The organism is Pseudomonas sp. NPDC086581 (assembly GCF_044746165.1).
Lineage (GTDB): Bacteria > Pseudomonadota > Gammaproteobacteria > Pseudomonadales > Pseudomonadaceae > Pseudomonas.
On record NZ_JBIVBR010000008.1, the window covers coordinates 81,058 to 101,130 of the forward strand.

Below are 20,073 nucleotides of genomic sequence, written 5' to 3' on the forward strand. Positions count from 1 at the left end.
TCCTCACGGTGACATTGGCGAAAACCGCAGTGGGTCGCGGCTTTCCGGATCGCCGGGCACAGGCAGGCACGGGATCGCTGAATAGTATGCGGGGTATATACGGTTGGCCCCCAGGCGATTCAACTCGGGGACTATTTCAACTTGTGTCGCCTGCCCGTATTACGGGCGCCCCGGATCGCTCTCGAAGAGTAGACGGGTCAGCCGCGCGATGCGTTCACCGTGCCGGGCGGCCAGTGCCTCGCGCAACTGGTTGGCCAGCGTGGCCTGGTCGCGGCGCACGCTGGGCGGCAGTTCCTCGCCGTCGCGCACCGCATGGAGGACTACGCGGGTCAGGCGCATGAAGGCCTTTTCGCTGAGCACCGCCTGATCCAGCGCTTCGTAACGAATGGTTGCCTCGAAGCGCAGATAGCCTTCATCGGCCAGCCACAGCAGCGCGCCCAGGCAACACTGGTGACGGGTACTGGGCAGGCCGAACTCGTCGGGCTCTTCCCGCCCGATCAGGTCCTCGACATAGAGGGCGATCTTGCGCGGGAAGGCCTGGTAGAGGGTCAGCAGGCCGGAAGCGGCATCCTTGTAGAAGTCGTCGATCTGCAGGTCCATTTATGCGCTGGGATTCACTGGCGATGAGTTATTGGCGGTAGCTTTTCAGGAAGCTGCTGATGCGTCCGATGGCCTGCTCCAGGTCATCGACACGCGGCAGGGTAACCACCCTGAAGTGATCCGGCCAGGGCCAGTTGAAAGCGGTGCCCTGAACGATGAGCAGCTTCTCGGAAAGCAGCAGGTCGAGGACGAATTTCTCGTCGTTGTGGATCGGGCAGACCTTCGGATCGATGCGCGGGAAGGCATAGAGCGCGCCCATGGGCTTCACGCAGCTGACACCGGGAATGTCGTTGAGCAGCTCCCAGGCGCGGTTGCGCTGTTCCAGCAGGCGCCCACCCGGCAGCACCAGGTCGTTGATGCTCTGGTAGCCGCCCAGGGCGGTCTGGATCGCATGCTGGCTCGGCACGTTGGCGCACAGGCGCATGTTGGCCAGGATATCCAGGCCTTCGATGTAGCTCTGCGCCTTGTGTTTCGGCCCGGAAATGGCGATCCAGCCGGAGCGGAAGCCCGCCACGCGGTAGGACTTGGACAGGCCGTTGAAGGTCAGGCAGAGCACGTCCGGCGCCAGCGACGCGGTGGAAATGTGCTGGGCCTCGTCGTAGAGGATCTTGTCGTAGATCTCATCGGAGAAGATCACCAGGTTGTGCTGGCGCGCCAGTTCGACGATGTCCAGCAGCACTTCCTTCGAGTAGACCGCGCCGGTGGGGTTGTTCGGGTTGATCAGCACCAGGGCCTTGGTGTTGCTGGTGATCTTTGCCTTCATGTCGGCGACGTCGGGGAACCAGCCGGCCTGCTCGTCGCACAGGTAGTGCACTGGTTTGCCGCCAGAGAGGGCGACGGATGCGGTCCACAGCGGATAATCGGGCGCTGGGATCAGCACCTCGTCACCGTTGTTGAGCAGCGCCTGCAGGGCCATGACGATCAGCTCGGACACGCCGTTGCCCAGGTAGATGTCCTCGATGCCGACGCCTTCCACCTGCTTCTGCTGGTAGTACTGCATCACTGCTTTGCGCGCACTGAACAGACCCTTGGAGTCGCTGTAGCCTTGGGCGGTCGGCAGGTTGCGGATGACGTCCTGGAGGATTTCATCCGGCGCCTCAAAACCGAACGGCGCCGGGTTGCCGATGTTCAGCTTGAGGATGCGGTGGCCTTCCTCTTCCAGGCGTTTAGCGTGCTTGAGCACGGGCCCGCGAATGTCGTAGCAGACGTTGGCGAGCTTGTTCGATTTGGTGACCTGCATGATCTGGGATTCCGAAATTGTCCGCGGCCGGCGACTTGGCAGGCTGTAACGCGGGTGACAGACTGGCGTCAAATGATGGGTTCGGAAGTGCTTTTCCCTGGTATCGACCCTGAAAATCGACAGGAAAACAGTGGAATTCTCGAAAAAGTAGAGTTTTTAAGGCTTTTCTATCGCGAGAACGTCTCTGTGCGGCAGATTCTGAACATGACGTTAACCACGCGCATCATACGTGCGGCCCGATTCCCGGAAAAGGAGGCATCGGGCATTTTTTCCATTAATGGAGGCAGATCGATGGAAAAGCTGGAAAAGCCCCTGGATTCCTGGCGTGACGAACTCACCGACGAGCAGTTCCATGTCTGCCGTCTGGGCGGCACCGAGCGTGCCTTCACCGGCGAATACCACGACACCAAGACTCCCGGTATCTACCACTGCGTGTGCTGCGGCACTGCGCTGTTCGACTCCGACGCCAAGTACGACTCGGGCAGCGGCTGGCCGAGCTACTTCCAGCCGGTGAATGGCGAGGTGGTCAAGGAACTGGAAGACTTCAGCCACGGCATGCATCGCATCGAAGTACGCTGCGGCAAGTGCGATGCGCACCTGGGGCACGTCTTCCCTGACGGCCCGCGGCCGACTGGGCTGCGCTACTGCATCAACTCGGCATCGCTGAAGCTGGTGCCGAAAGAGTGACCTCAAGGCCCGCCACGAGCGGGCCTTTTCTTTGGGGCTCTTCGTAGGAGCGAGCTTGCTCGCGAACAGCCCGGCTCCGTTATCCCTCGGTAACCTTGTTCGCGAGCAAGCTCGCTCCTACAGGAATGCTGATGTTGCCGTATTCATCGGGTGATTCGCGATCAATTGAATTGCGTGCAATTTAATTGATCACTATTCTTGGGTTTCCCACTTCCCAGGAGCCATGTCCGATGAGCGATGCACTGCTGAACATTCCCGTGACCACCATCAAGGGCGAACAGAAAACCCTCGCAGACTTCGGCGGCAAGGCCCTGCTGGTGGTGAACACCGCCAGCCAGTGCGGCTTCACCCCGCAGTATAAGGGGCTGGAAAAGCTCTGGAAGCAGTACAAGGACAAGGGCCTGGTGGTGCTTGGCTTCCCCTGCAATCAGTTCGGCAAGCAGGAGCCGGGCAACGAAGGCGAGATCACCCAGTTCTGCGAGCTCAACTTCGGCGTGAGCTTCCCGCTGTTCAAGAAGATCGATGTCAACGGCGCCGAAGCCCACCCGCTCTATGTGCAGCTGAAGAAGCGCGCTCCCGGCCTGCTGGGCAGCCAGGGCATCAAGTGGAACTTCACCAAGTTCCTGATCGGCCGGGACGGGCAGCTGGTCAAGCGTTTCGCCCCGACCACCAAGCCTGAGCAACTGTCCGCCGAGATCGAAGCGCTGCTGTGATGAAAGACGCTGTATCCCTGCCGGCTGAACTGCAGCTGGACAACCAGCTGTGTTTCCGCCTGTACGCCGTGTCCCGCGCGGTGATCCGTGGCTACCGGCCGATGCTCGAGGCGCTCGGTCTGACCTACCCGCAGTACCTGGCCATGCTGGTGCTCTGGGAGTGGCAGGCCGAGCCGCCGCAGCAGCCGTCGGTGAAGGCGCTCGGCGAGCGCCTGATGCTCGACTCGGGCACCCTCACTCCGTTGCTCAAGCGTCTGGAGCAGTTGGGCCTGGTGCAGCGCCGCCGTGCGCAGCATGACGAGCGTGAAGTGCACTTGGGGCTGACGGCCGAAGGAGTTGTACTGCGCGAGAAGGTACTACCGCTGCGTGAAGAATTGCTGTGCCGCAGCGGCATCGATCTGAGCGTCACCGGCGGCCTGCGCGAACAGCTGGATAGCCTGCTGCTGCAGTTGTCGAAGCTGGACGCCTGACTCAGCTGCGCGGCTGTGGTCCGGTCCAGCGTTCGAGGATGGCCGCCAGCTCGTCGCGGTGGAAGGGCTTGGCCAAGTAATCGTCCATGCCGGCGGCGCGGCACCGCTCACGCTCCTCCGGCAGGGCGTTGGCGGTCAGGGCAACCACCGGCAGGTCCGGCCAGCGGCCGCTTTCGCGGATTTCACGGGTGGCCTGGTAGCCGTCCATTACCGGCATGTTGCAGTCCATCAGCACCAGGTCGAAGTCGGCGCTGTCGAGTTGCTTCAGCGCCTCCTCCCCGTTGATGGCAATGCCCACCTGACAGCCCAGTTTTTGCAGAAGGCCGCGCGCGACCAACTGGTTGACGGGATTGTCTTCCACCAGCAGCACGCGGGCGGAGAACTGCTCTGGCGAGGTGGCGCCAACTGTCTTCGATGAGGGCAGCGGCTGGTGCTCGAAGGCCTGCTTCAGCGCCTGGTAGAGCACTGCGCGGGACAACGGCCGCGCCAGTTGTCGCAGCGGGGCGAGGCGCTGGGCCAGCTCGGGTTCGAGGAAGTTGCCGTAAGCGGTGACCAACAGCACCGGCCTGGTGACGTTCTGGCGCAGCACGACCAGGCAATCCGGGCAGTCTGAGAGCAGTGCGTCCAGCTCTACGTTGGCGAGGCTTTCATCGATGTCCAGGCGTTGATAGTCCACCCCCCATTCCGGCAGCCAGTTCTGCAGCAGCGCAGCCAGCCCGCTGCTGGCTGCGCATTGCACGATGAGCTTGCCGTTCAGCTTCGCCAGCGGCTGCGGCGGCTCCAGCGCCTGCAGGGGGAGGGTGACGATGAATTCGCTGCCAATGCCGGGCTCGGAAGTGACGCTCAGCTCGCCCTTCATCGCCTCGCAAAGCTTGCGCGTCAGCGCCAGGCCAAGCCCGGTGCCGCCGTACTGGCGGGCGATGCCGGCGTCGGCCTGGGTGAAGGGCTGGAAGATCTTCTGCAGGGCCTCGGGTGCCACGCCGATGCCGGTGTCGCGTACGCTGATGCGCACGCCTTCATTCCTGGTTCCGATGCCCAGCGGCTCGACACGCACGTCCACACGGCCGAGGCGTGTGAACTTGAGGGCGTTGGACAGCAGGTTGCTGACCACCTGGCGCACCCGCGTCGGGTCGCCGGAGAGTTGCGCCGGCAGTTGTGGGCTGATCAGGCAAGTGAGCTCCACGGCAGGGCCGGCGTTCTGCGACAACAGGCTGGCGGTGTCTTCCACCAGAGTGCCGAGGTCGAAGGGAATCTGCTCCAGCTCCAGTTGGCCGGCTTCGAACTTGGATAGGTCGAGCACATCGTTGAGCAATTCCACCAGCACTTTGCCCGAGTCGTGGGCAATGGATAGCTGCTGGTGCTGTTCGGCGGTCAGCGGGCCGTCCAGCGCCAGGCCGAGCATGCCCAATAGGCCATTGAGCGGGGTGCGGATCTCGTGGCTCATGTTGGCCAGGAAGTTGCCACGCGCCTGGGCCATGGCCAGGGCGGTCTGCCGCGCCTGTTCCAGCTCCTGGTTGGACAGTGTCAGGCGTGCGTTGGCCGCCTTCAGTTCGGCGGTGCGCGCGGCGACGATGCTTTCCAGTTCTTCCAGGTATTGGGTCAGGCGGTCTTCGGCATCGCGGCGCTGTTCCATCTCCACCGAGATGCGATTGAGCTGGCGGTTGGTGACCTCCACCAGCACGCCGATTTCGTCGCGCTCATGGCCGCGCGGGCAAGGCAGGCGCAGGCGCGAGGGTGAGCGCGGGTCATGGCGGGAGAGGGCGTCGATCAGGCTCACCAGCGGCTTGGTCAGCAGGGCATAGAAGAGCACCAGCAGGATCAGCGAGAGCAGCAGGCTGCGGACGAAGCCGGAGATGAAGGTCATCCCGGCACGGCGCAGGAAATCGTTGCCAAAGACGAAGGTGTCGATCTCAAGGCGCAGGACGCCAAGGGACTCGGCCGGTGCATGCTCGACGAACAGCGGTTCCTCGTAAGAGCGCTGCTCGCCGAAGAGGAAGTCGCTGAGGCCGCGCAGGTGGCTTTCCGCCGGCGGCCGGTCGGCGCTGGCCAGGGGCACGTTGGCGTTGTCGATGATCTCGGCGCGAATCACCGCGGGCGAGCGCAGCAGGCCCACGACCAGCTCCTGGGCCAGTTCGGCGTCGATGTTGTAGGCGATGCGCGCGGCGGGGTTATGGCTGACGTCCAGCAGGGCGCGCACTTCGCGGTTGATGGAGGCGTCCTGGCTGGCATAATCGACGCCTACCTGGATGAGGCTGAGCAGGGTGCCCAGGATGAACGCCACCAGCACCGTCAGGCTGGCCTGCTTGAACGAGAGGCGATGTGTAAGCGCAATATCCATGGTTGCGGAGCGTCGCCTCGCAGAAGCTTTCCTGCGGCGTAGCATAGCCCATCGGAACCGTCTGTCGGGATAGTCCGAAGGCGATGAAATTCCGGGGTCTGCCCTCGAAACTACGCCTTGAGAATATGGAGACAAGCGTGGATTCCCGTCTGAACGACTTTCTCGCCCGCGCCGAAGTGCTGATGGCGCGCCTGGACCCTTTGCTTCCCGCCGTCCGTGAAACGGTTGATTGGCAGCACAGTCTGGCGGCGCGCTGGTACCGTGACGGCCGCAGCGGCTACCTGCAGCCGCTGAAGGTCTGCCTCGACCTGCGCCTGGACGACCTGCTGGGCGTCGACCGGCAGCGCGAGCAACTTGCCCGCAACACACGGCAGTTCGTGGCTGGCCAGCCGGCCAATCATGCGTTGCTGTGGGGCGCCCGAGGCACCGGCAAATCCTCGCTGGTGCGCGCGCTGCTGGCGGAGCTGGCCGGTGAGGGGCTGCGTCTGATCGAGATCGAACGCGACCACCTAGCCGACTTGCCGCGTGTGGTCGAACTGATTCAGGGGCTGCCGCAGCGTTTCGTGCTGTTCTGTGACGACCTGTCGTTCGATGCGGGCGAGGGCGATTTCCGCGTCCTCAAGAGCGTGCTCGACGGCTCGCTGGAGCAGGCTCCGGACAACGTGCTGCTCTACGCCACTTCGAACCGGCGCCATCTGGTTTCGGAAAAACAGAGCGACAACGAGAACTGGAAGATGGTCGACGGCGAGTTGCATCCCAACGAAGCCGTCGAAGACAAGATCGCCCTGTCCGACCGCTTCGGCCTTTGGCTGTCCTTCTACCCCTTTACCCAGGAGCACTTCCTGAGCGTGGTGCGCCACTGGGTCGAGTCGCTCGCGCAGAAGTCCGGGCTCGCCGCCTGGACCTGGGACGAGGAACTGGAGAAGGAAGCCATCCGCTGGGCACTCGGCCGCGGCAACCGTAATGGCCGCTGTGCCTATCAATTCGCCCGCTATTGGGTGGGTCGACAATTGCTGGAAGGAGACACCCCATGATCGATCTGCAACAGGCCGGTGCCGGCCTTGGCGGTTATGCGCTGCTGGCCGCCCAGGCGGAGTCGCTATTCGCCGACGAGCGCGACTTCATCGCCAACGCCTCGCAGTTTTCCGCGTTCCTGTTCAATGAGTTGCCGGACCTGAACTGGGCCGGCTTCTACCTGAACCGCAACGAAGAGCTGGTGCTCGGCCCGTTCCAGGGCAAGGTCGCTTGCGTGCGCATCCCCTTCAGCAAGGGTGTGTGCGGCGCCGCGGCACGTACTCTTGAAACCCAGCGTGTGGAAGATGTGCACGCTTTCCCCGGCCACATTGCTTGCGACAGCGCCTCCAACAGCGAGCTGGTGGTGCCGCTGGTGAAGGAGGGGCGCCTGATCGGCGTATTGGATCTCGACAGCCCATCGGTCGGTCGCTTCAGCGCAGAAGACCAGGCCGGTATCGAGCGCCTGGTGGAGATTTTCCTGCGTCTCTCTGACTGCTGATCGTTCGCTGGCAACAAAAAGCCCCGCCTAGGCGGGGCTTTTTCGTAGGCGCGAACTTTTGTCCGCGCTTCGCGGGCATGGCCCGCTCCCACAGAGGGTGGCAGGTCAGCGCTTGGCCAGGATCTTGGCAATAATCTGCAGCTCGCCCTGGACGATCTCGGCCAGGGCAGGGCGGGCCAGGGTGCGCTCGAAGTGTGCGGCCAGCTTCGGCCAGCGCTCGGCATCCAGCTCTTCCTCGCCGTGGCGCAGGTTTACCAGTTGGCAGGCGATGGCGATGTCAGCGAGGCTGAAGCGGTCATCGATGAACCACTGCTGCTCGCCCAGGCATTTCTCCAGGTAATCGAAGTGCTCCGGGAGCTTCTCCTGCATGGCACCTTTTACCGCCACTTCATCGCAGACCTTGCCCATCAGCGGCTTGAGCAGACGGTTGCGGAACACGGTGAAGGTGGTCAACGGCGCCAACTCGTAGTCGGCGTACTTTTCCAGCCAGTTGATCCGCGCGCGGGACTCGGCTCCTGTGCCGCACAGCGGGTCGCGCTGCGGGTCACGGTCTTCGAGGTAATGGCAGATGACGCTGGAGTCGGCGAGGGTGAAGTCACCATCACGGATGGCCGGCACGCGGCGCAGCGGGTTCAGTTCGCGGTACCAGTCCGGCTGGTTGAACGGGTTGACGTTCTCCAGTTGGTAGTCGAAGCCTTTTTCGGCCGCGAACAGGCGGACTTTGCGGACGAATGGGGAAAGCGGGGCGCCGAAGACGACGAGGCTCATGCAAGGCTCCTGGGGCGAAGGTGGCCGGGTTTTTGATTCGACGACGAATCAGTCGTAAAGGTTCTTCTTCTTCCAGATATCGTCTTCGTCCAGCGCCTTGAGGCCGTCGCCCAGCTCGCTCGGTTCGTCCGGGGCGGGCTGCGAGGTTTCCAGCACCAGGGCGTTGGCGTGGGCTAGCTGGGCTTCCATCTGCTTGAGCTGCGCCTGGTAGCGGCCGATCTCCGGCTGCTTCTGCAGGTATTGCGCGCCGCGTTCGAAGGCCAGGCGTGCCTGGCGCGGCTGGCCTTGCTGGAGTGCCTGCTGGCCGAGGTTACCGAAGAACTCTATATGGAGGAGGGTGAGCAGGTGGCGGATTTCCTTCACCCACTTCTGTGCTTCGGCGCGCGGTAGCATGTTGTCCTGAGCGCAGCGCGTGAGCTGGGCATGCAGCGCTTCAAAGAGGAATCGCACGTCCTTGGCCTTGGCCTCGGTGAGAATCGGCTGCGGCGCATTCTTGACCGGGATGGTCTCGCCCTTGGCGAGCAGGCCACGCAGCTCTTCGATGCGCTGCTTCAGCGCGGCATTCTGTTTATCGACAGTGAGGAGGCGCTCGCTGAGGTTGAGCTCGAAGCCGCTGAGCAGCAGCTTTAGCGCCGGCGACATGAACTGGCCGGGCAGTGACTCGGACACATCGGCGCAGCGCCGGCAGCGGTCTGACAGATCAGCTTTCAGGCGCGCCTGCTCCAGCTTGCGGTTTTCCACCAGATGATTGATGTAGCCGATGGCGACCAGCAGGGCGATACCGACGAGAACCAGGACCGTAATGACGATTGGCGACACCGTGGAGTGCTCCGGATGTTTTTCCCGAGTGTAATGTCTTAGTGATACTGCTGATAGCGGCAGCTCAGTTTTTACTCAGAAGTCTTTGATTTAAAAAATATTTCTTTGGAGGGTTGACGACCTTACAAAGCGTCCCTAGAATGCGCGCCACTTCGACGCGAAACGCAGAACATGCTGGAACGGCGAAGTCGGAAAGATGTTAAGTTCCGGGCCGCGTCCCCTTCGTCTAGTGGCCTAGGACACCGCCCTTTCACGGCGGTAACAGGGGTTCGAGTCCCCTAGGGGACGCCATTGCGGGAATAGCTCAGTTGGTAGAGCACGACCTTGCCAAGGTCGGGGTCGCGAGTTCGAGTCTCGTTTCCCGCTCCAGATTCTCGATCATCGCCAAGGCAGTGACCGAAAGATGAAATGGCGTTACCCTTCGGCGAAAGCTGAAGGTTGCAACAAGTTGCTGCGGGAATAGCTCAGTTGGTAGAGCACGACCTTGCCAAGGTCGGGGTCGCGAGTTCGAGTCTCGTTTCCCGCTCCAAAATCGAAACGCCGTCCATCAGGACGGCGTTTTCGTTAACCACCGGCGAACGCTGAAGGTTACAGCAAGTTGATGCGGGAATAGCTCAGTTGGTAGAGCACGACCTTGCCAAGGTCGGGGTCGCGAGTTCGAGTCTCGTTTCCCGCTCCAGAATCGAAACGCCGCCCAGTTGGGCGGCGTTTTCGTTTGTGCAGAGAAACAACGCCCATGAAAAAGCCCGTATATAGCGGGCTTTTTCGTTTCTGGCGTTTGGCGCTACGTCGCAGCGGCTGGCGCGTCGCACCAGCGGACCGTCAGTGCTTCGGCGCGTCATCCGGCAAGGCCAGCACCTGCTTCTCGCGGTTCCAGTCAAAGGGCTCGCCGTTTTCTTCGGCTTCGAAGCGACGCTCGTCGAGCTGCTGGTACATCTGCAGCTCTTCGTCGGGCATGTAGTGCAGGCAATCGCCGCCGAAGAACCACAGCAGGTCGCGCGGGATCAGGTGGGCGATCTGCGGGTAGCGGTGGAAGATCTGGCTGATCAGGTCCTGGCCCAGGTACTGGGCGCCTTCCGGATCGCGCGGCAATTCCACCAGCAGCTCGTCGAAGCGTTCGAGAAACAGGCCGTGGTTGTCCTCGGGAACCTGCTCGGCTTCGCCCAGGGCGCCAAGGATCATGCGCAGGTGGTTGAGCAGGGCGATGTGGTGGTCGAGATAGGCGCTGGCCATGGGATTCCTCTGGAGCTGTGTGCAAACGGCCGAGGAGTATATCGGGTTTCGCTGTCGCTGCCGCCGGAGCGATCAGCGGAGCGGGCGCATCTGGATTTGCCGGCGTTGGTTGTCGATCTGCTGGCGTTGCTGGTCGAGTATCCGCTGCTGCTGTTGCAACTGCTGTTGCTGCAGCTCGTTCTTCTGGCGCTGGATCATCTGGTCGCTCTGCCTGCGCTGCTCATTCCAGCGCTGCTGGTTGTCCTGCTGGCGCTGCAGGTCCTGCTGCTGCATCTGCAGGCGCTGGTCCTCGTAGTTCAGGCGTTGGCTGTCGAGCTGGTTCTGCCGCAGCTGCTGCTGACGGCGCAGGCTGTCCTGCTGTTGCTGGATCGGGTCGATGACCGGGCTGGGCGCGGGTGCCGGGCGCGGGCGGCTGGGGTAGAGCCAGGGATCGGCGTGGGCGCTACCGGCCAGCAGCATTGCCAGCAGTAGGAGGGGAAGGGATCGACGCATGGTGCGGTTCTCCATTGCGGTGATTGTTTGAGTGTGCACCCGATAGCTCGAACTGGCATTGCTTTGCGTCGGACAAAAAGAAGGGCGCCCGAAGGCGCCCCGGGGGTGGATGACGTTGGTCAATCGGCCTTGCCGGCCAGTTCTTCCTTGGAGAAGTCGTCCACGTCGATCACCGCGCGGCGAGCGCGTTCGGCGGCGTGCAGGGTTTCCGCTTCCGCGGCTTCCAGCACGCCCGCCTCGGCGGCGGCATCGATGGGCGACTGCCCTGGCTTGGGATTGACGCCGTGCTCCTTGAGCGCCTTGTGCAGCTTCTTCTGCAAGGGCGCTGCGGCAGCTAGCTGGTCGTAAGCGAAGGTGAGCTTGGCGACCGGATCATCGGGGCCACTGGGTAGATGTGCACCGGCGAGGATTGCCTGCAGCGCCGGGTCGCTCAGCGGGCGGCCGAGGATGTGGGCGATCTCGGCATCCAGCGCGTCGCTCGGGCCACGGTGGCGACGGCCCAGCGGCAGCACCAGCACGCGCAGCAGGCAGCCGAAGGCGCGGTTGGGGAAGTTGTCGATCAGGTCGGCCAGCGCGGCTTCGGCCTTCTCCAGGTTTTCCTCCATGGCCCAGTGCAGCAGCGGATGCAGGTAGTCCGGGTTGTCCAGGTCGTGGTAACGCTTGAGCGCGGCGGAGCCCAGGTAGAGGTGGCTCAGCGCATCGCCCAGGCGCGCGGAGAGGCGTTCGCGGCGCTTCAGCTCGCCGCCGAGCATCATCATGCTGAAGTCGGCGAGCAGGGCGAAGGACGCCGCCAGGCGGTTCAGTGCGCGGTAGTAAGGACGGCTGATGCGGTCGCCCGGCACCTGGTCAAAGCTGCCGAAGCCCAAGCCCAGCAGCAGGCTGCTGGCGGCGTTGCTGACGGCGAAGCCGATGTGGCTGAGCAGCAGCTCGTCGAACTCTCGCTCGGCCTGGTCCTGGTCCTCGCGGCGGGCCAGTTCCATCTCCTTGAGCACGTACGGATGGCAGCGGATGGCGCCCTGGCCAAAGATCATCAGGTTGCGCGAGAGGATGTTGGCGCCCTCGACGGTGATGAAGATCGGCGCGGCCTGCCAGGAACGGCCCAGGTAGTTGTTCGGGCCCATGATGATGCCCTTGCCGCCGTGGATATCCATGGCGTGGGCGATGCACTCGCGGCCGCGTTCGGTAAGGTGGTACTTGAGGATGGCCGAGAGCACCGAGGGTTTCTCGCCCAGGTCCACTGCGTTGGCGGTGAGGATGCGCGCGCTGTCCATCATCCAGGCGTTGCCGCCGATGCGGGCGAGGGCTTCCTGGATGCCTTCGAAGGCCGACAGCGGCACGTTGAACTGCTCGCGCACCTGGGCGTAGCGGCCGCTGACATAGCTGCCGGCTTTGGCGGCGCTGGTGCCCACCGCCGGCAGGGAGATCGAGCGGCCCACTGACAGGCAGTTCATCAGCATCATCCAGCCTTTGCCGATCATTTCCTGGCCGCCGATGATGTACTCCAGCGGCACGAACACGTCCTTGCCGGAGTTGGGGCCGTTCATGAAGGCGGCGCCCAGCGGCACGTGGCGGCGGCCGATCTGCACGCCGGGGGTGCTGGTGGGAATCAGCGCCAGGGTGATGCCGAGGTCCTCTTGCTCGCCCAGCAGGTGGTCCGGGTCATGGCACTTGAAGGCCAGCCCGAGGAGGGTGGCTACCGGGCCGAGGGTGATGTAGCGCTTCTCCCAGGTCAGGCGCAGGCCGATGACTTCCTCGCCTTCCCACTGGCCCTTGCAGACTACCCCGACGTCGGTCATGCCGCCGGCATCGGAGCCGGCCTGCGGGCTGGTCAGGGCGAAGCAGGGAATTTCCTCGCCGGTCGCCAGGCGCGGCAGGTAGCGCTGGCGCTGGGCATCGGTGCCGTAGTGCAGCAGCAGCTCGGCCGGGCCGAGGGAGTTGGGCACCATCACGGTGGAGGCGAGGTCACCGCTGCGGGTGGCCAGCTTCATCACCACCTGGGAGTGGGCGAAGGCGGAGAAGCCCTTGCCGCCGAATTCCTTCGGAATGATCAGGCCGAAGAAGCCCTGGCTCTTGATGTAGGTCCAGGCCTCGGGCGGCAGGTCCATGTCCTTGCCGACCTGGTAGTCGTTGATCATCGCGCACAGCTGCTCGGTGGGGCCGTCGACGAAGGCCTGCTCTTCTTCGGTCAGTTGTGCCTTGGGGTAGCCCAGCAGGGTGTGCCAGTCCGGACGGCCGCTGAACAGCTGGCCATCCCACCACACGGTGCCGGCCTCGATGGCCTCGCGCTCGGTCTCGGACATCGGCGGCAGGGTCTTCTTGAACCAGGCGAACAGTCGCGAAGTGAACAGGCTGCGGCGCAGGTCGGTGGCGAGCAGGGTTACCGCGACCACCGCCCAGAGCAGCCACAACAGCACCATCCAGCCATGGGCATGGCTGAACAGGCTCATCAGAGCCAGGTACACGGCGACGATGCCGAGTGCTTTCAGAGGCGCGGCGCGGCGATGCGCGAGCCAGGCAACGCCGAGGATCAGAACCAGTAACCAGACGAGCAGCATGCGGATTCCTCCATGACAGCCCAACGCGGCAACAGCAGGCCGTAGCGGGCTTGGTAACGAGAGTGCGCGAGCACAGCGGCAGGTATTCCCTGTAGGAGCCCCTTCACAATGCACCGGAAGCTTAGCTGGCCGAATCGGACCGATGGCCGCATGGCCGGACAGCTTGGCCGGATCGCCTTGTCGGGCTGGCGCTTGCGCTGGTTAGACTGGTGCCGCCATCAAGGATGAAAGCCCGGAGACAGCGCCATGCAGCAATACCTCAAGCCCAGCCGCTTCGTTGATAGTGACCACCCTCGGGTAATCGAGTTCGCTCTAAATCACCGGGGCGATGGCGGTACCCCGCTGGAGCAGGCTGTGGCCCTGTATTACGCGGTACGCGACCAGATTCGCTACAACCCCTACGTGTTCAGCCGCGACCCGCAGACGCTCAAGGCTAGCCATGCGCTTGAGGCGGGGCAGTCCTACTGCGTGCCCAAGGCTACGTTGCTGGCGGCCTGTGCCCGGCATTGCGGCATCCCCGCGCGCATCGGTCTGGCTGATGTGAAGAACCACCTGGCCACGCCGCGCCTGCTGGAACTGCTGCGCAGCGAAGTGTTCGCCATGCACGGCTACACCGAGCTGTTCCTCGAGGGCAGCTGGGTCAAGGCCACGCCGGCCTTCGACATCGGTCTGTGCGAGGCCTTCGGCGTGCTGCCGCTGGAGTTCGACGGGCGTAACGACAGCGTCTTCCACCCGTTCAATCGCGAAGGGGAGCGGCACATGGAATACCTGCGCGATCACGGCCAGTTCCCCGATGTGCCCGAGGAGTTCTTCTTCGGCTACCTCAAGCAGTGCTACCCGCACTTGTTCGCCGGCGACGACGCGCTGCCTGCAGGTGACCTGCGCAGCGAAGCGGCTCAAACATGAACGCAAGCGCCCCCATGAACGCAATCGATAGTGACCATCAGTAGATGAGTCTTTTTTCCTGGCGCCGTTGTCGGTAGGGTGCCGTCATCCGAAGTCACGCCTTCAGCTCGTGCCTTCATCCGATGACGACGACAAGAGAGGCGCAGCATGCTCAAGATCTGGGGCCGGAAGAACTCCTCCAATGTGCGCAAGGCGCTCTGGTGCGCGGAAGAGGCGGGCCTGGCCTACGAGCGGATCGACGCCGGCGGCGCCTTCGGCGTGGTCAACGACCCGCCATACCGTGCGCTGAACCCCAATGGCGTGGTGCCAACCCTGGAGGACGAGGGCTTCGTCCTCTGGGAATCCAATACCATCGTCCGCTACCTCGCCGCGCGCTACGCGCCGCAGTTCTACCCGCAGGACCTGCAGCAACGCGCAAGCGCCGAGAAATGGATGGACTGGACCACCTCGTCCCTGGCGACGCCATTCCGCACCGTGTTCTGGGGAACCGTGCGCACACCGCCTGAGCAGCGCGACGTGGACGCCATTCAGGCCGCGATCGACATCTGCGCCAACCTGCTGGCCATTCCCGAGGCGACCCTGGCGCAGCAGCCCTACCTCACCGGCGAACAATTCGGCATTGGCGACATTCCGCTGGGCTGCTTCATCTATGCTTGGTTCGAAATGCCCATCGAGCGCCCGGCCCAGCCGCACCTGGCGGCCTGGTACGAACGCCTGAAGGCGCGCCCGGCCTACCGTGATGCGGTGATGACCGCCCTGACCTGAACGACTGCGCGCACCGCCAGGGTTGCAATCCGCGCGGCGTAGCCTTATCAAACAGGCCTTTTTCCAAAGACATGCGTCTTTCCACCGACTTGCAACGGGAAAACCCATGAGTTCCGCGCTGTCCATCCGTCAACTGACGAAGACCTACGGCAACGGCTTCCAGGCCCTCAAGGGCATCGATCTGGACGTCGCCGAGGGCGATTTCTTTGCCTTGCTGGGCCCCAACGGCGCCGGCAAATCCACCACCATCGGCATCCTCTCCACCCTGGTGAACAAGACCAGCGGCACGGTCAACGTGTTCGGCCATGATCTGGACAAGGACCCGTATGGCCTCAAGCGCTGCCTGGGCGTGGTGCCCCAGGAGTTCAACTTCAACCAGTTCGAGAAGGTGTTCGACATCGTCGTCACCCAGGCCGGCTACTACGGCATCCCGATGAGCGTGGCCAAGGGCCGCGCCGAGAAGTACCTGACCCAGCTGGGCCTGTGGGACAAGCGCAACTCCGCCTCGCGCGAGCTCTCCGGTGGCATGAAGCGCCGCCTGATGATCGCCCGCGCGCTGGTGCACGAGCCGCGCCTGCTGATCCTCGACGAACCCACCGCCGGCGTGGACATCGAACTGCGCCGCTCGATGTGGAATTTCCTCACCGAACTCAACCAGGAGGGCATCAGCATCATCCTCACCACGCACTACCTGGAGGAGGCCGAGCAGCTGTGCCGCAACATCGCGATCATCGACCACGGCACCATCGTGGAGAACACCAGCATGCGCAAGCTGCTGAACAAGCTGCATGTGGAGACCTTCTACCTCGACCTGCAAGGCACCCTGAGCGAGGCGCCGAAGCTGGACGGCTACCCGGTGCGGCTGGTGGATGACCACACGCTGGAGGTGCAGGTGGACAAGTCGCTGGGCATCAACGGGCTGTTCGTCCAGCTCAACGCCCAGGGCCACCAGGTGCTGAGCCTGCGCAACAAGAGCAACCGCCTGGAGGAACTGTTCGTGTCGCTGGTGGAGAAGAATCTGTCGAAGGTGGCGGTATGAGTCACGAACTGCGCGCCAACTGGGTCGCCCTCAACACCATCGTCTACCGCGAAGTCCGCCGCTTCCTGCGCATCTGGCCGCAGACCCTGCTGCCGCCGGCTATCACCATGGTTCTGTACTTCGTCATCTTCGGCAACCTGATTGGCCGGCAGATCGGCGACATGGGCGGCTTCACCTACATGCAGTACATCGTGCCGGGGCTGATCATGATGTCGGTGATCACCAACTCCTACGGCAACGTGGTGTCGAGCTTCTTCGGCAGCAAGTTCCAGCGCAACATCGAGGAACTGCTGGTCTCGCCGGTGTCGCCGCACACCATTCTCCTCGGCTTCGTTTGCGGCGGTGTGCTGCGCGGGCTGGCGGTGGGCGTGATCGTCACCCTCCTGTCGCTGTTCTTCACCGACCTGCAGATCCACCACCTGGGGATCACCGTGCTGGTGGTGGTGCTGACGGCCGGGATTTTCTCCATGGGCGGCTTCGTCAACGCCGTGTTCGCGCGCAACTTCGACGACATCTCCATCGTCCCGACCTTTGTGCTGACGCCGCTGACCTACCTGGGCGGGGTGTTCTACTCGATCACGCTGCTGCCGCCGTTCTGGCAGACCGTGTCGCTGGCCAACCCGATCCTGCACATGGTCAACGCCTTCCGCTACGGCATCCTCGGCGTGTCCGACATCCGCATTGGGACGGCGGTGGTCTTCATGCTGGTGGCGACGGTGCTGCTGTGTATCTTCTGCGTGCGCCTGCTGGTGAGTGGGCGCGGCATGCGCCAGTGAGCGCTTCGTTGCGCTGATGGAAAAGGCCCCAATCGGGGCCTTTTCTTTTTCGGAGCATTCGGTGCGTTGCCGCGAAGGCTCTTGATCTTGTAGGAGCGAGCTTGCTCGCGAACTCGCCCAACGCGGGAGCTGTCGGCAAGTCCGTTCGCGAGCAAGCTCGCTCCTACGAAAGGCGCTACTGCGGGAACTCGATGACGAACCGCGTCCACCCCTGCGCCGACTCGCAGCGAATCTCCCCGCCATGGGCGCGGACGATGGAGCGGCAGATCGCCAGCCCCAACCCGGCATGTTCGCCCTGGCCTTCGCGGCGAGCCGGGTCGGCGCGGTAGAAACGGTCGAACAAGCGCGGCAGGCGCTCAGCGGGAATCTCCCGTCCCGGGTTCTCCACGCTCAGGCGGTCCGGTTCCAGGCGTACGCGAATCTGCCCGCCGTCCGGGGTGAAGCGCAGGGCGTTGTCCAGCAGGTTGGCCAGGACCCGGCGCAGCAGTGCGCGGTCGCCCTGCACTGACAGCTCGCCATCGCGCTCCAGGCGAATGGATTTTTCCTCGGCCAGCGGTCCGTAGAACTCCAGCAACTCGTCCACCTCGCCGGCCAGCGCCAGGGGCTGGCTGTTGGGCGTGAGCAGGCCGTGGTCGGCCTTGGCCAGGAACAGCATGTCGTTGACCATCGCGGTGAGCCGCTCCAGCTCTTCCAGGTTGCCGTGCAGCGCCTCGCGGTAGTCCTCCAGGCTGCGCGAGCGCGACAGCACCACCTGGGTCTGGGTCAGCAGCCCGGTGAGAGGCGTGCGCAGCTCGTGGGCGATGTCAGCGGAGAACGCCGAGAGGCGCTGGAAGGCCTCTTCCAGGCGCGCCAGCATGGCGTTCAGCTCGCCGGCCAGGCCGCGCAGTTCCTGCGGCATTTGCCCGGCATCCAGGCGAGTGGTCAGCGAGTGCGCGCTGACCTGCGCCGCCACCTCGCTCATGCGCCGCAGCGGGCGCAGGCTGGCGCGGGCGGCCCAGGCGCCGAGCAGGGCGGTGGCCAGGGCGGAGAGGCCCATGGTCATCCAGATCAGCCGCTGCATGCGCTGCAGGAAGTGCTGGTGGTGGGTGATGTCGAGGATCAGAGTCAGCTGGGGCCCCTTGGGCTGGCCAGCCTCCAGTGGGGCTTGCAGCTCGCGGTAGGCTGGGGCTTCGTTGCTGCTCATGTTCATCGCCGGCAACTGCCAGAACCAGGACTGGCCATCAGGCCCCTGCAGGCGCAGGCCGAGGTCGGGGTGGCGGCGCAGCTCGCGGCGCAGTTCGGCGGTGTGCGGCGCCAGCTGTTCCGGGCCGCGAACATCGTCCAGCAGGTCGCGGAAGATCGTCAGCTTGCCGGCCATCAACTGGTGATCCAGTTCGATGAAGTGCGCTTCGCTGGCGCGGCTGAAGACGATCCCGGCCAGCAGCGACACGGCGGCGGTGCACGCGGCAAACAGCAGGCTCAGACGCAGGCCGAGGGAGAGGCGCGCGCTCATGCTTCGCGCTCTTCCAGCACGTAGCCCATGCCGCGCACGGTGTGGATCAGGCGCTGCGGGAAGTCGTCGTCGACCTTGGCACGCAGACGGCGGATGGCGACTTCGATGACATTGGTGTCACTGTCGAAGTTCATGTCCCATACCTGGGAGGCGATCAGCGACTTGGGCAGCACCTCGCCGCTGCGGCGCAGCAGCAGTTCCAGCAGGGCGAACTCCTTGGCGGTCAGGTCGATGCGCTTGCCGGCACGCTGCACGCGACGACGCAGCAGGTCCAGTTCGAGGTCCGCCAGTTGCAGGGTGGTTTCCTGGATTTGCTGGCCGCCACGACGCAGCAGCGTGCGCACGCGGGCCAGTAGTTCGACGAAGGCGAAGGGCTTCACCAAATAGTCGTCGGCGCCCAGTTCCAGGCCGCGCACGCGGTCCTCCACGGCATCGCGGGCGGTGAGGAACAGCACCGGCACGGCGCTGCCGGTCTGGCGCAGCGCCTGGAGAATCTGCCAGCCATCGCGGCCGGGCAGCATCACATCGAGGATCAGCAGGTCGTGTTCGCCAGCCAGGGCCAGTTGCAGGCCTTCATCGCCGTCGGCGGTCAGGTCGACGGCGAAGCCGGCCTCGCTCAGGCCCTGCTGCAGGTACTGGCCGATGCGCGGTTCGTCTTCGACGATCAGGAGTTTCATCCGGGTATCCATTCAGGCGCTCGGGGCGCAGCTGTCATCAGGGTAATGGGGCGGTCAGCGAACTGACAGTGTGGGTATTGCAGACTGGCGATGTGTTCATTTTCCAGTGACATCGAGGAACCTGCCATGCACCTGATCATCTCCACGCTGTTTGCCGTGCTGTTCTTCCCCGCCACGCCAGCCTGGGCTGACGGGGGAGGGGACATCACCTTCCAGCGCATGCAGGAACAGGCCGCCACGGTGCGCCAGGCCTGCTGAATCCGATTCATCGTGCTGCCCCTTGCCCGCCCTCTGGCGGGCTTTTTTTCGCCTTCCTTATACCCTGCGCGGCGCGGGAGAGCGCCAAGCTGACAGAGTTGTAATCTTCCCGACAGGTAACCCTCAGCCGCCGGCAGCGACCATGGCCACAGACCTTAAAGGAGAGTCGCCATGTCCCTGCGTCATCTGCTCCAAGCCTCCGTCCTCGGCCTCGCCGCCGCCATCAGCCTGCCGGCCCTGGCCGACGCCGGGCACGCCTACGACTTCGGCAAGCCGGCCAAGGCCGCCCAAGCCACCCGCACCGTCGATATCAAGCTGGGCGAGATGTTCTTCGAGCCCGAAAGCATCGACGTGAAGCCGGGCGAGACTGTGCGTTTCGTCATCCACAACACGGGCAGCCTGCTGCATGAATTCAACCTGGGCAGCGCCGCCATGCACGCCGGCCACCAGAAGGAAATGCAGCAGATGATGGACTCCGGGATGCTAACCCCCACCGGCATGCAGCACGACATGAGCCAGATGGACCATTCGAAAATGGGCCATGGCGACCAGCCGATGGGCCAGATGATGAAGCACGACGACCCCAACAGTGTGCTGGTGGAACCGGGCAAGACCGCCGAGCTGACCTGGACCTTCAGCAAGGCCACCAGCCTGGAATTTGCCTGCAACATTCCGGGCCACTACCAGGCCGGCATGGTCGGCAAACTGACCGTCAAGCCCTGAGCGGGAGCG

Annotated in this window: 21 protein-coding genes and 4 tRNA genes; 15 read left to right on the forward strand and 10 right to left on the reverse strand. The window is 64.0% G+C overall.

Annotated features, from left to right (window positions below; genetic code table 11):
* Positions 1-159 precede the first annotated feature (159 nt).
* Together ACIPK7_RS17065 and ACIPK7_RS17070 are read right to left on the reverse strand one after the other, a co-directional pair.
* Positions 160-600 (reverse strand): hypothetical protein, encoded by a 441-nt coding sequence (locus ACIPK7_RS17065; RefSeq protein ID WP_401089082.1) that lies wholly within the window; start codon positions 598-600, stop codon positions 160-162.
* A gap of 28 nt (positions 601-628) precedes the next feature.
* Complete coding sequence (locus tag ACIPK7_RS17070) at positions 629-1,840, reverse strand: pyridoxal phosphate-dependent aminotransferase (protein ID WP_401089084.1); 1,212 nt, start codon at positions 1,838-1,840, stop codon at positions 629-631.
* Between the two features lie 291 nt (positions 1,841-2,131).
* Here ACIPK7_RS17070 and msrB point away from each other — a divergent pair, with 291 nt between their 5' ends.
* From msrB to ACIPK7_RS17085, 3 genes are all read left to right on the forward strand, one after another.
* Positions 2,132-2,527 carry a peptide-methionine (R)-S-oxide reductase MsrB gene (gene msrB, locus ACIPK7_RS17075; RefSeq protein WP_081518626.1) on the forward strand — a complete coding sequence of 132 codons (396 nt, stop codon included), beginning with the start codon at positions 2,132-2,134 and terminating at the stop codon, positions 2,525-2,527.
* A gap of 230 nt (positions 2,528-2,757) precedes the next feature.
* Positions 2,758-3,240, forward strand: coding sequence for a glutathione peroxidase (locus ACIPK7_RS17080; protein WP_192432867.1), 483 nt, complete (start codon positions 2,758-2,760; stop codon positions 3,238-3,240).
* Positions 3,240-3,710 (forward strand): MarR family winged helix-turn-helix transcriptional regulator, encoded by a 471-nt coding sequence (locus ACIPK7_RS17085; RefSeq protein ID WP_192432868.1) that lies wholly within the window; start codon positions 3,240-3,242, stop codon positions 3,708-3,710. Before ACIPK7_RS17080 ends, ACIPK7_RS17085 begins: the two co-directional genes overlap by 1 nt.
* Position 3,711: 1 nt before the next feature.
* On the opposite strand, the gene ACIPK7_RS17090 is transcribed toward ACIPK7_RS17085, so the two are convergent.
* Positions 3,712-6,093, reverse strand: coding sequence for an ATP-binding protein (locus tag ACIPK7_RS17090; RefSeq protein ID WP_401089087.1), 2,382 nt, complete (start codon positions 6,091-6,093; stop codon positions 3,712-3,714).
* Positions 6,094-6,185: 92 nt separating this feature from the next.
* Between ACIPK7_RS17090 and ACIPK7_RS17095 the strand changes: the two genes are divergently transcribed.
* Positions 6,186-7,082 (forward strand): ATP-binding protein, encoded by an 897-nt coding sequence (locus tag ACIPK7_RS17095; RefSeq protein WP_192432870.1) that lies wholly within the window; start codon positions 6,186-6,188, stop codon positions 7,080-7,082.
* Complete coding sequence (locus tag ACIPK7_RS17100) at positions 7,079-7,561, forward strand: GAF domain-containing protein (RefSeq protein WP_192432871.1); 483 nt, start codon at positions 7,079-7,081, stop codon at positions 7,559-7,561. Before ACIPK7_RS17095 ends, ACIPK7_RS17100 begins: the two co-directional genes overlap by 4 nt.
* A gap of 105 nt (positions 7,562-7,666) precedes the next feature.
* Here the strand turns inward: ACIPK7_RS17100 and ACIPK7_RS17105 are convergent, their stop codons facing one another.
* On the reverse strand, positions 7,667-8,329 hold the full coding sequence (locus ACIPK7_RS17105) for a glutathione S-transferase family protein (protein ID WP_192432872.1): 663 nt from the start codon (positions 8,327-8,329) through the stop codon (positions 7,667-7,669).
* Between the two features lie 48 nt (positions 8,330-8,377).
* Complete coding sequence (locus ACIPK7_RS17110) at positions 8,378-9,148, reverse strand: hypothetical protein (protein ID WP_192432873.1); 771 nt, start codon at positions 9,146-9,148, stop codon at positions 8,378-8,380.
* A gap of 215 nt (positions 9,149-9,363) precedes the next feature.
* Here ACIPK7_RS17110 and ACIPK7_RS17115 point away from each other — a divergent pair.
* From ACIPK7_RS17115 to ACIPK7_RS17130, 4 genes are all read left to right on the forward strand, one after another.
* Positions 9,364-9,439, forward strand: a tRNA-Glu gene (locus ACIPK7_RS17115).
* A gap of 2 nt (positions 9,440-9,441) precedes the next feature.
* Positions 9,442-9,517 (forward strand) — tRNA-Gly (locus ACIPK7_RS17120).
* A gap of 84 nt (positions 9,518-9,601) precedes the next feature.
* A tRNA-Gly gene (locus ACIPK7_RS17125) sits at positions 9,602-9,677 on the forward strand.
* Between the two features lie 74 nt (positions 9,678-9,751).
* Positions 9,752-9,827, forward strand: a tRNA-Gly gene (locus ACIPK7_RS17130).
* A gap of 143 nt (positions 9,828-9,970) precedes the next feature.
* Here the strand turns inward: ACIPK7_RS17130 and ACIPK7_RS17135 are convergent.
* The 3 genes from ACIPK7_RS17135 to ACIPK7_RS17145 all read right to left on the reverse strand — a co-directional run bounded on the left by ACIPK7_RS17135 (position 9,971) and on the right by ACIPK7_RS17145 (position 13,428).
* The gene (locus ACIPK7_RS17135; protein ID WP_192432874.1) at positions 9,971-10,381 is read right to left on the reverse strand and encodes a PA2817 family protein; all 411 of its coding nucleotides are present in this window, start codon (positions 10,379-10,381) and stop codon (positions 9,971-9,973) included.
* Between the two features lie 72 nt (positions 10,382-10,453).
* On the reverse strand, positions 10,454-10,873 hold the full coding sequence (locus tag ACIPK7_RS17140) for a PA2816 family glutamine-rich protein (protein ID WP_401089090.1): 420 nt from the start codon (positions 10,871-10,873) through the stop codon (positions 10,454-10,456).
* A 119-nt stretch (positions 10,874-10,992) separates the two neighbouring features.
* Positions 10,993-13,428, reverse strand: coding sequence for an acyl-CoA dehydrogenase (locus tag ACIPK7_RS17145; protein WP_401089092.1), 2,436 nt, complete (start codon positions 13,426-13,428; stop codon positions 10,993-10,995).
* A gap of 246 nt (positions 13,429-13,674) precedes the next feature.
* Here ACIPK7_RS17145 and ACIPK7_RS17150 point away from each other — a divergent pair, with 246 nt between their 5' ends.
* From ACIPK7_RS17150 to ACIPK7_RS17165, 4 genes are all read left to right on the forward strand, one after another.
* Positions 13,675-14,334, forward strand: coding sequence for a transglutaminase family protein (locus ACIPK7_RS17150; protein ID WP_401089094.1), 660 nt, complete (start codon positions 13,675-13,677; stop codon positions 14,332-14,334).
* A 147-nt stretch (positions 14,335-14,481) separates the two neighbouring features.
* The gene (locus tag ACIPK7_RS17155) at positions 14,482-15,099 is read left to right on the forward strand and encodes a glutathione S-transferase (protein ID WP_192432878.1); all 618 of its coding nucleotides are present in this window, start codon (positions 14,482-14,484) and stop codon (positions 15,097-15,099) included.
* A gap of 106 nt (positions 15,100-15,205) precedes the next feature.
* On the forward strand, positions 15,206-16,138 hold the full coding sequence (locus tag ACIPK7_RS17160; RefSeq protein ID WP_138214796.1) for an ABC transporter ATP-binding protein: 933 nt from the start codon (positions 15,206-15,208) through the stop codon (positions 16,136-16,138).
* Positions 16,135-16,914, forward strand: a complete 780-nt coding sequence (locus tag ACIPK7_RS17165) for an ABC transporter permease (RefSeq protein ID WP_401089096.1) — start codon at positions 16,135-16,137, stop codon at positions 16,912-16,914. Before ACIPK7_RS17160 ends, ACIPK7_RS17165 begins: the two co-directional genes overlap by 4 nt.
* A 175-nt stretch (positions 16,915-17,089) precedes the next feature.
* Here ACIPK7_RS17165 and ACIPK7_RS17170 read toward each other — a convergent pair whose 3' ends face one another.
* On the reverse strand, positions 17,090-18,406 hold the full coding sequence (locus tag ACIPK7_RS17170) for a heavy metal sensor histidine kinase (protein WP_192432881.1): 1,317 nt from the start codon (positions 18,404-18,406) through the stop codon (positions 17,090-17,092).
* A complete protein-coding gene (locus ACIPK7_RS17175; RefSeq protein ID WP_081518606.1) occupies positions 18,403-19,083 on the reverse strand; it encodes a heavy metal response regulator transcription factor in 681 nt (226 codons plus the stop codon). The genes ACIPK7_RS17170 and ACIPK7_RS17175 overlap by 4 nt, the downstream gene beginning before the upstream one ends.
* Before the next feature lie 126 nt (positions 19,084-19,209).
* On the opposite strand from ACIPK7_RS17175, the gene ACIPK7_RS17180 reads away from it, so the two are divergent.
* Positions 19,210-19,341 (forward strand): co-regulatory protein PtrA N-terminal domain-containing protein, encoded by a 132-nt coding sequence (locus tag ACIPK7_RS17180; RefSeq protein WP_263866059.1) that lies wholly within the window; start codon positions 19,210-19,212, stop codon positions 19,339-19,341.
* A gap of 171 nt (positions 19,342-19,512) precedes the next feature.
* Positions 19,513-20,064 (forward strand): plastocyanin/azurin family copper-binding protein, encoded by a 552-nt coding sequence (locus ACIPK7_RS17185; RefSeq protein ID WP_401089099.1) that lies wholly within the window; start codon positions 19,513-19,515, stop codon positions 20,062-20,064.
* Positions 20,065-20,073: the final 9 nt, after the last annotated feature.